This is a genomic window from Candidatus Obscuribacterales bacterium, from assembly GCA_036703605.1.
In the GTDB taxonomy this organism is placed as follows: domain Bacteria; phylum Cyanobacteriota; class Cyanobacteriia; order RECH01; family RECH01; genus RECH01.
In genome coordinates, this window is the sequence record DATNRH010000758.1 from 1 (window position 1) to 8616 (window position 8616).

The window sequence follows — 8616 nt, forward strand, 5'->3', positions numbered from 1 at the left end:
CGTGGTTATATACTTCTTTCCTATGCCGCAGAGCCAAGCAAGGCTGTTGAAGACTTTAAATATGCAGCCAGAAAAGTAGCTAGTCGTGCTGAAGCTTATCTGGGACTTGCTAAGGCATATGAGTCTTTGGGAGACTATGAAAACTCAATAAACTCTTATTCTAAAATCATAAATAATCCAAAGACCTACGACAGAGTCATGGTGCTGACTGCTTACGCGGGGCGTTGTCTGTCTGAATTTTCATATGCTTTATTGTTAGCTAATGAAGAGATGCACAAAGAGGCAGTGGAGCAGTTTAATTGCTGTGTTAAAGATTACCAGTTGAGCAATATTAGAAATCAAAATTTTTATGCTGAGATTTTTAAGAATAGATGTTTATCATATATGTCTTTAGGGAGAAGGTGGAAGGCTAGGTTAGATGCTCGCCTCAAAGGTTTGAAGACAAAAGATATTGAAGGGCTTAAACTTACTAACTTAGAAAAGATTTCTGCTGCCATTCTGATTCTATGTTTGCTGCCCGCTGGCTTTTTCTGTGCCAGAGAAATTCCAAATTTAGGCATATTCTCATCTTTTGAAAGATGGTCTAACCAACAATTACTCAAAGAGTGATTAGAATGTGCTGAAAGAGTTGAACAGCCTTTGAAAAGCTGTTTGTGTTTTCATAAAGTTTTCAATTTTGAGATTCTCTAACTGAGGTGTATATCACTAGTTGTGATGGGCCCTGGCACTCTAAAGCTAAGCGATCGCCCCTCTGCCATCGTCAAACCTTCAACTCTGGGATTATTCTAGCTGATGCGTCTTGGGATCTAGAGAAAATGGAGAATAGGGGATTCGAACCCCTTACCTCTGCGGTGCGATCGCAGCGCTCTACCAATTGAGCTAATTCCCCCTGCCGCTATTTTACCATTGACCTTCCTAGCTTCACCCTACTGATTGACGCAATTCGGCCCCATTGAACACCTGCTGCACCCGATCTAGCTCCAGCTCCGTCAAATAGTCCACGGCCCAGTTCGCCTGCCGCTGCATCATATGATAGGGGTAGGTATTTGCCACCCCCACCACCGACATGCCCGCCGCCTTGGCTGCCTGGATGCCCGCCGGTGTATCTTCAATCACCAAGCAGTCCGCTGGCATGAGGTTGAGGTTGGGCTGCTGGGCATTTAAGCGAGCGATCGCTGTCAGGTAACCATCCGGCTCCGGCGGCCCCACTAGGTAGTCCTCGCCTGATATCACCGCATTGACTTGATCGGCCAAGTGACTGCGCTGCATCACGTAATCGACCTCAGACCGCGACGCGCCACTCACCACCGCGATCGCCACCTGCAACGTCCGCAGTTGGTAGAGCAAATCCGTCAGCCCTGGATAGATCGGCAACTTGGCTTGATCGTCCAGCAGGCGTTGATAGCGCTCCGCTTTGCGATCGCACAACCGTTTGAGATAATCCTGGTTCATGATCCGCCCGCGCCGTTCAAACAAGTCTGTCAAACAATCGCGATCGCTCCGGCCTAGGCACAGGGGCGCAAATTCTTCCCCGTTGGGTCGCAGATTTTCATCTAGGAGGAGTTCTTCCAGCAACTGTTTGCGGATCTCTTCATCGTGGATGATCACACCACTACAGTCGAACAATACAGCTTTTAGCGGCATAACACGTCGTCAATCGTCATCACATGTTTTAGCGTACCCTATGGGTTTACCACGACAGGCGGCTGGTCGAGGTGATCAGCAGGGGATGGGCCCACCACAGCAAGCCGATAAAGATAGCGATTCCCAGATAGGAGGGGCGCAAAAATTCCAGCGGTTTCAAAGTTTGCCGACCTTGAGCGATCGCCAAAAAGGGAATCACCGACGTCCGTTCTTTCACAGCGGTAAACGCGTCACCATAGCGCGCCAAGAGGCGGCGATCGCCATGCCAAACGCCAAATAGATGATGGGCAATGAGACCCAGGCAAGTCACCAGCATAAAGGTTGTCCCCAGCCACAGCGCATGGGCTACGCACCAGATGACTTGGCCAACCATTTGGGGATGGCGGGTGATGCGAATGATGCCCGTTTCGTAGAGATGTACCTGGGGTTTCTGGATAGCGGCAATTTCCAGCAGGTTAAACGTCGCGGGGTAGAGAAAGATAAACGACACCGCCGATAAGATCCACACCAACGACTGCATCCCCGGCACGCCCTGTAGGTTCCACAACTGCGCTCCGTCGTAGCGATGGTTGATGAAATAGATAATCAGCACCGTGGCAAAGGGAATGCTGACGAGGGCAAATAAGACGCGGTAGAGCCGTGCCCCAATCACTGCTTCTACCCGCGATCGCAGGGATGCTAGACCGCTATGGGCGATCGCAAATCCAGCCAGCAGGGCCAGCATGATCAAATGGCTGGAGGTCAACCAAGGGAGGGTCATAGAGTTTTAGACAGGGAGTTCGATACGCCACGTTCTAGCTTAACGCTAGAGGCTAATCCAGCGAAACCTGTGGACTCCAGCGATCTTGAGCGCGGAAGGTGCGATCGCTGGGGATGGGAGCCACGGGTTCTGTCAGGGTAAACGTACCGGCTTCGATCCATTGCTTGAGTTCTAGGGCCACCTGGCGCGAGAGGTAAATGCTTGCCAAGGGGGCAGAGCGCACCGATCGCCCTTCTAGGGTGATGCGTCCAGACTTGAGCTGGGCATAGCTGACTAGACCAAAGGTGGGGCGCACCCGCCGGGGAATGGAAAAGTCTACCACCGGGGCCACCAAGTCCTGATCTTGCACCGCGCAACGCTCCACAACGGCTTCCGAGAGCACCGGCAGAGGAATCCCCACGCCGATCATCAGGGATGGCCCATAGCTTTTGAAATAGCAGCCCTTCACCCACTTGGGCGACATCTGTTTTGCATCGCCAATGAGCGCCAGAGTGGCGGCGGGGCCAATGGGGGTTTGGTTGGGCAATCGTTTTTGTAGGGGAAAATGCTGGGTGCCTTCCCAGGACACATAGCCGATGCCGCCGCCCAGAAAAATGCGGCTGCCGATGCCGATCAGCTGGAGTTCGGGATCGTTGAACAGGGGAGAAATGGCTCCGGGGTTGGAATAAACAGCATTGCCGAGGCGCGGCTGCAGCGGACCTAGGTAGGTGTAGAGCGGGCGATCGCCCCCATTGACGCCCACAATGAAGTTTTGGTAGAGATTGCGGGGATTAAACAGGTAGAACTGGTTAATCGTATCGGTGGTGATGGTGGTTTCAAAGGACGGGCAAGGATAGCAGTCCGTCACCTGGCCGATCGCCTGCAGGTGAATCGGCTTACCGGCAATTAAATCTGCAATCACATGCCCGCCGCCGCGATCGCGCCCTTTTTGCCCCACCGGCTCATCCACCTTACTGTCCTCCACCATGGACAGATCCCCTGGCCCGGTATAGCTACAGGGCTGGGTCGCACCAATGTACAAATCCACCGCCCCAAACCCGGAGTAGGCCAAGACCCCATCCAGCCAGCATTGGCGAATCTTAATCGGCGGATCCGTATGCCCCAGATTGATGATCGCTCCGGAAGACTCCATCGTCTCAAAGGTGCCCGTGGTTACCACGTCTACCTGCTGGGCCGCTTGGGCAACCCCCACCTCCAGCACCCGGGCCTTCAGCTCCTCCACCGTCCAAACAACCGCCGTCTGCCGCTCAATTTTTTCGTTAATTTCTGCCAGGGTTCGTATCACCGGTGCAGCACTCCATAGTTCAGGGAAGACTTATCGGCGCGACCAGGCATCCCAGCCCAGGGCGATCGCCACCAGAATAGACGGAGCCACCACAATCACAGCGGCGGTGGCCGAGGTGCCCGTCAACGGTAGGTAGGGGCCACCATACTTAATGGCCAGGGAAATCACCAAAGATGCCAGCAAAACCTTAGCCAGAGTACTTAACACCACGTACTTAACACCACAGTCATCACAACGAGAGAATCAGCCGATGGGATCGCAGCAGACCGGGGTCTAAACTTCAACGCTGCGTCTCCATCAGCTAGTGACATCCTACACCTAGCCGCCTGTCAACGCGCGATCGCCCCCAGATTTCATCCCCATCGCCCCTCAAACCCAGGGAAATCTAGCCAGCCACCCGGATGCAGCAGCAACATTCTGCCCAAAAACTCGGCTCCTTTCTATAGTTGTTCTAAAGTTCAGTTCGCTTCTGAGAAGACCTTCTTAAGATAGGAGGAAGAGCGATCGGCTCTGAAACATGGGCAATCACCATTCTTCACCCATCAGCGCATAATCCTGTGCCCGTGTTCCATCCTCTAGCCCAAGGCGATCGCCCCGACGCAATTCAGGAAGGAATCCATCATGGCTGATCCAGCCCACGATCTCGAATTCACCCATAAGTACGCCCTCGATCGCGACTGTACAACCCTGTCGCGCCATGTTCTGCAACAGCTCCATAGCTTTTCCACCGATGCCCAAGACCTCAGTGCCTTGATGAACCGCATCGCCCTGGCCGCTAAACTTGTGGCCCGTCGCCTTAATCGGTCAGGCTTAGTGGAAGATGCCCTCGGCTTCACCGGACGCACCAATGTGCAGGGTGAAGACGTCAAGCGCATGGATGTCTATGCCAACCAAGTCTTCATTTCCGCCTTCGAACAAAGCGGCTTAGTCTGTCGCTTGGCGTCAGAAGAGATGGAAAACCCCTACTACATCCCAGAAAATTGTCCCATCGGCCGCTATACCCTTCTCTATGACCCCATCGATGGCTCCTCCAACGTTGATATCAACCTCAACGTAGGTTCTATCTTTGCCATTCGTCGCCAAGAGGGTGAGGATCTCGATGGCACCGCTGCCGATCTGCTGCAAAATGGTCACCAGCAAATTGCCGCTGGCTACGTGCTCTACGGCCCCACCACCATGCTGGTCTACTCCATCGGTCAGGGCGTTCATGCCTTCACCCTCGACCCCAGCCTAGGCGAGTTCATTCTGTCTAGCGAAAATATCCAAGTGCCCACCCACGGCCCTGTCTACAGCGTCAACGAAGGCAACTTTTGGCAATGGGACGATTCCATCCGCGACTACATTCGCTACGTCCATCGCCACGAAGGCTACACCGCTCGCTATAGCGGCGCACTGGTGGGCGACTTCCATCGGATTTTGTTCCAAGGCGGCGTGTTTGTGTACCCCGGCACGGTGAAAAACCCAGAGGGCAAACTACGCTTGCTGTATGAATCTGCACCCTTAGCTTTCTTGATGGAGCAAGCCGGGGGGCGGGCCAGCACCGGTACCCAGAACATTATGGACGTGATCCCCGATCGCATTCATACCCGCACACCCCTGATTATCGGCAGCCAGGACGATGTAGCGCTCGTTGAATCCTTCATTCAAGAACGCACTCGGGAGCAAGATGTCATGCTTAAGCATCCCTAATCCTGCTCAGCCTTGAGATAGAATCGTTCCCTTCGTTTCCCCACACGTCTTGTTTATCCCTTGTTATAGTGAACCCCGCCTATGGTTACCTCGCTCGAAAATCCCCTGCGCGTTGGTCTTCAGCAAGACCGCATTCCCGAACCTCAAATTCTCACGATTTTCGGGGCCTCCGGTGATCTCACCCACCGTAAGTTGATTCCAGCCATCTATCAAATGAAGCTGGAGCGCAAACTGCCTCCAGAGCTAACCATTGTGGGCGTCGCGCGGCGTGACTGGAGCCATGACTATTTCCGTGAGCATTCCTACAAAGGGATTCAAGAATTTGGGGGCGGCATTGTCTCCGAAGAGATTTGGAATGACTTTGCTAAAGGACTTTTCTACTGTTCTGGCGATATCGACAACCCCTCCAGCTACCATAAGCTCAAAGCCTTCCTAGGCGAGTTGGACGACCAGCGAGGTACCCGAGGCAATCGCGTTTTCTACCTATCCGTTGCGCCGCGCTTCTTTGCCGAAGCCACCCAGCAGTTGGGAACCGCGGGCATGTTGAGCGATCCCGCTAAGCAACGCTTAGTGATCGAAAAGCCCTTCGGCCGAGACCTCAGCAGTGCCCAGGTGCTCAACCGCGTCGTGCAGCAGGTGTGCTCGGAAGAGCAGGTGTACCGCATTGACCACTACCTCGGTAAAGAAACGGTTCAGAATCTCCTGGTTTTTCGCTTTGCCAACGCCATTTTTGAGCCCTTGTGGAACCGCCAATTTGTCGATCATGTGCAGATTACCGTGGCGGAAACCGTGGGGCTGGAAGGACGGGCGGGCTACTACGAGACCTCCGGAGCCCTGCGGGACATGGTGCAAAACCACCTAATGCAGTTGTTCTGTCTTACGGCCATGGAGCCACCTAACTCCCTGGATGCCGACAGTGTGCGCAATGAAAAGGTGAAAGTGGTACAGGCTACCCGTTTAGCTGATCTTGACAATATTGACGCCTCTGCCGTCCGGGGGCAATATACCTCAGGCTGGATGAAGGGACAGGACGTTCCAAGCTATCGTAGTGAAGAGGGGGCTCCACCCGATTCCACCACACCCACCTATGCGGCTCTGAAGCTGTCCATCGACAACTGGCGCTGGAAAGGGGTGCCGTTCTATCTACGTACCGGCAAGCGGATGCCTAAGAAAGTGTCGGAGATTTCCATCCACTTTCGCGAGGTGCCCTACATTATGTTCCAGTCGGCTGCTAAGCAGGTAAACCGCAATGTGCTAGCGCTGCGGATTCAACCCAATGAGGGGATCGCCATGCGGTTTGAGGTAAAAACACCAGGGAATTCCCTACGAACGCGATCGGTGGATATGGACTTCCGCTATGACGCGGCTTTTGGGCAACCCAGCACGGATGCCTACAGTCGCCTGTTGATCGATTGCATGTTGGGGGATCAAACCCTCTTCACCCGAGGCGATGAGGTAGAAGCCTCTTGGCGGGTCTTAACGCCTTTATTGCAGGTATGGGATGCGCCCGCCCCACCGGACGCTATCTCTCTCTATGAAGCTGGCACCTGGGGCCCCGTGGAAGCAGAAATGCTGCTGAACCGAGATGAACGGCGCTGGCGACGCTTATAGATCTTGAACTGGTGGGGGAGGCGATCGCCTCCCCAGAGGTAGAGGTATTGCGCGAATCATGTCTAGCTAACTGAGGAATCTACACGTATGACACCGACCCCAATTGTGGCGCTTCAGAAGCCCAAGGATATTTCGCTCCACGAAATCGAGACAGAGCTGAGCAAAATTTGGCTGAGCCAAAATAGCGGCAGCGGCACCCCCATCGCTACCCGCGCCGCCACCTTTAGCATGGTGGTTTATGAGCCGGAAGAGTTTCAGCAACTCCTAGCAGGGCTGGGCTTCTACTCCGGCCCCATCGACGGTATCCATGGCCCCCTCACCAAAGCAGCGGTGAAGGAAGCCCAAATTGCCTATAACTTGCGGGTGACGGGACGGGTTGATCCCACCACCCTATCCCGCCTACGGGAAGAATTTGCCAAGCAGCCGGACGAGCGCACCCAGATTACCAACCTGAATGCTCGGGGATTCAGCATCAGTGATGCGATCGCTGCCCAGAATCCCTGCCGAATCATTACCCTCTGTCCAGTGCTAGGCGACGACCAAGGGGTATCGGCCCAGGTATCCGCCTACTGTCCCGTGCAAAAAGGCGGCACAGGCAGCAACCTAGTCTGCTGTGAATACATCACCCTACGGGGTACTAAAGCCGCCCTAGAACGAGTCAGCGATATCGTCGCATCCTTGATGATTCCTGACCTGCCTAAATTTATTTGGTGGAAAGCAACCCCCAACCCAGAACAAACCTTATTCCAAAGCCTCACCACCGAAACCAACTGCATTATCGTAGATTCCAGCTACTTTAGCGATGCTGAGTCGGAACTGCTCAAAATGCAGCACTTGATTGAGCAAAATACCTTCATTGCAGACCTCAACTGGCATCGTCTGTCTCCTTGGCAAGAATTGACTGCCGCAGCGTTTGATCCACCAGAGCGCCGTGACTCTCTGGCCGAAATGGATCAAATTGCTATTGACTATGAAAAAGGTAATGCCGCCCAAGCCCTCATGTATCTCGGCTGGTTGGCCAGCCGCCTAGGTTGGAAACCCGTGGAGTATCAAGCTACCGGCGGCGACTACGACCTGCGGCACATTTACTTTGAAGGTGCTAACCATCGGCGAATCGAGGCCGAACTAGCCGCCATCCCCACCGCCGACTGGGGCGAAATCATGGGTGACCTCGTCGGTATCCGCCTTACCTCCACCAATCACAACGCCGATTGTTGCACCATCCTCTGTTCAGAAACGACCGGCTGTATGCGCATGGAAGCCGGCGGCAGCGCCCAATCTTGCCGCACAGAGCAGGTGAGTGCCTTGTCTGACCAACGGGCAGAGGCCCTCATGAGCCAGCAATTGCAGCGCTGGGGTCGAGATATGCTTTATGAGGAAAGCCTGGCCGTTACGGCTGATATCCTGGCTTTGCGCGATCGCTAAGAATAGAGATAAAGGTGTTGCTGAATCAGAGTATGAATCTTTTGCTAGAAGCGCTAAGACTCTATGCAAAAACCTGCGATATCATATTGCTATTCAGCAATGCCGAAATAGAAATCTAGGATCGAACGCCCCTCTATAGCAAAGAAAGAGTTGGTTAGGACGCTATTCTAAATGCCTCTTGGACAGCATCTGCTAACGATTG

General features: G+C 53.9%; 8 protein-coding genes and 1 tRNA gene. 4 read left to right on the top strand and 5 right to left on the bottom strand.

Going from position 1 to position 8616, the window contains the following annotated elements; genetic code table 11:
• Nucleotides 1-609: hypothetical protein (locus tag V6D20_15825; protein HEY9817249.1), on the top strand; the 609-nt coding region annotated here is incomplete at its 5' end.
• A gap of 207 nt (nt 610-816) precedes the next feature.
• On the opposite strand, the gene V6D20_15830 is transcribed toward V6D20_15825, so the two are convergent.
• The 5 genes from V6D20_15830 to V6D20_15850 all read right to left on the bottom strand — a co-directional run bounded on the left by V6D20_15830 (nt 817) and on the right by V6D20_15850 (nt 3899).
• Nucleotides 817-889 (bottom strand) — tRNA-Ala (locus V6D20_15830).
• A gap of 32 nt (nt 890-921) precedes the next feature.
• Nucleotides 922-1644, bottom strand: coding sequence for an HAD family phosphatase (locus tag V6D20_15835; GenBank protein HEY9817250.1), 723 nt, complete (start codon nt 1642-1644; stop codon nt 922-924).
• 46 nt (nt 1645-1690) lie between these two features.
• The gene (locus V6D20_15840; GenBank protein ID HEY9817251.1) at nt 1691-2404 is read right to left on the bottom strand and encodes an NnrU family protein; all 714 of its coding nucleotides are present in this window, start codon (nt 2402-2404) and stop codon (nt 1691-1693) included.
• 52 nt (nt 2405-2456) lie between these two features.
• Nucleotides 2457-3689, bottom strand: coding sequence for a homocysteine biosynthesis protein (locus V6D20_15845; protein ID HEY9817252.1), 1233 nt, complete (start codon nt 3687-3689; stop codon nt 2457-2459).
• Nucleotides 3690-3719: 30 nt separating this feature from the next.
• Complete coding sequence (locus tag V6D20_15850) at nt 3720-3899, bottom strand: hypothetical protein (GenBank protein ID HEY9817253.1); 180 nt, start codon at nt 3897-3899, stop codon at nt 3720-3722.
• A 411-nt stretch (nt 3900-4310) separates the two neighbouring features.
• On the opposite strand from V6D20_15850, the gene fbp reads away from it, so the two are divergent.
• The 3 genes from fbp (at nt 4311) to opcA (ending at nt 8414) form a co-directional block, all read left to right on the top strand.
• The gene (fbp, locus tag V6D20_15855; protein ID HEY9817254.1) at nt 4311-5378 is read left to right on the top strand and encodes a class 1 fructose-bisphosphatase; all 1068 of its coding nucleotides are present in this window, start codon (nt 4311-4313) and stop codon (nt 5376-5378) included.
• Nucleotides 5379-5459: 81 nt separating this feature from the next.
• Complete coding sequence (zwf, locus tag V6D20_15860) at nt 5460-6989, top strand: glucose-6-phosphate dehydrogenase (GenBank protein HEY9817255.1); 1530 nt, start codon at nt 5460-5462, stop codon at nt 6987-6989.
• An 87-nt stretch (nt 6990-7076) separates the two neighbouring features.
• A complete protein-coding gene (opcA, locus tag V6D20_15865) occupies nt 7077-8414 on the top strand; it encodes a glucose-6-phosphate dehydrogenase assembly protein OpcA (GenBank protein ID HEY9817256.1) in 1338 nt (445 codons plus the stop codon).
• Nucleotides 8415-8616: the final 202 nt, after the last annotated feature.

What these genes read in the sequence shown, in the direction of transcription:
- V6D20_15835 (HEY9817250.1), bottom strand. Translation starts at nt 1,644, where the DNA reads ATGCCGCTAAAAGCTGTATTGTTCGACTGTAGTGGTGTGATCATCCAC.
- V6D20_15840 (HEY9817251.1), bottom strand. Translation starts at nt 2,404, where the DNA reads ATGACCCTCCCTTGGTTGACCTCCAGCCATTTGATCATGCTGGCCCTG.
- fbp (HEY9817254.1), top strand. Translation starts at nt 4,311, where the DNA reads ATGGCTGATCCAGCCCACGATCTCGAATTCACCCATAAGTACGCCCTC.
- zwf (HEY9817255.1), top strand. Translation starts at nt 5,460, where the DNA reads ATGGTTACCTCGCTCGAAAATCCCCTGCGCGTTGGTCTTCAGCAAGAC.
- opcA (HEY9817256.1), top strand. Translation starts at nt 7,077, where the DNA reads ATGACACCGACCCCAATTGTGGCGCTTCAGAAGCCCAAGGATATTTCG.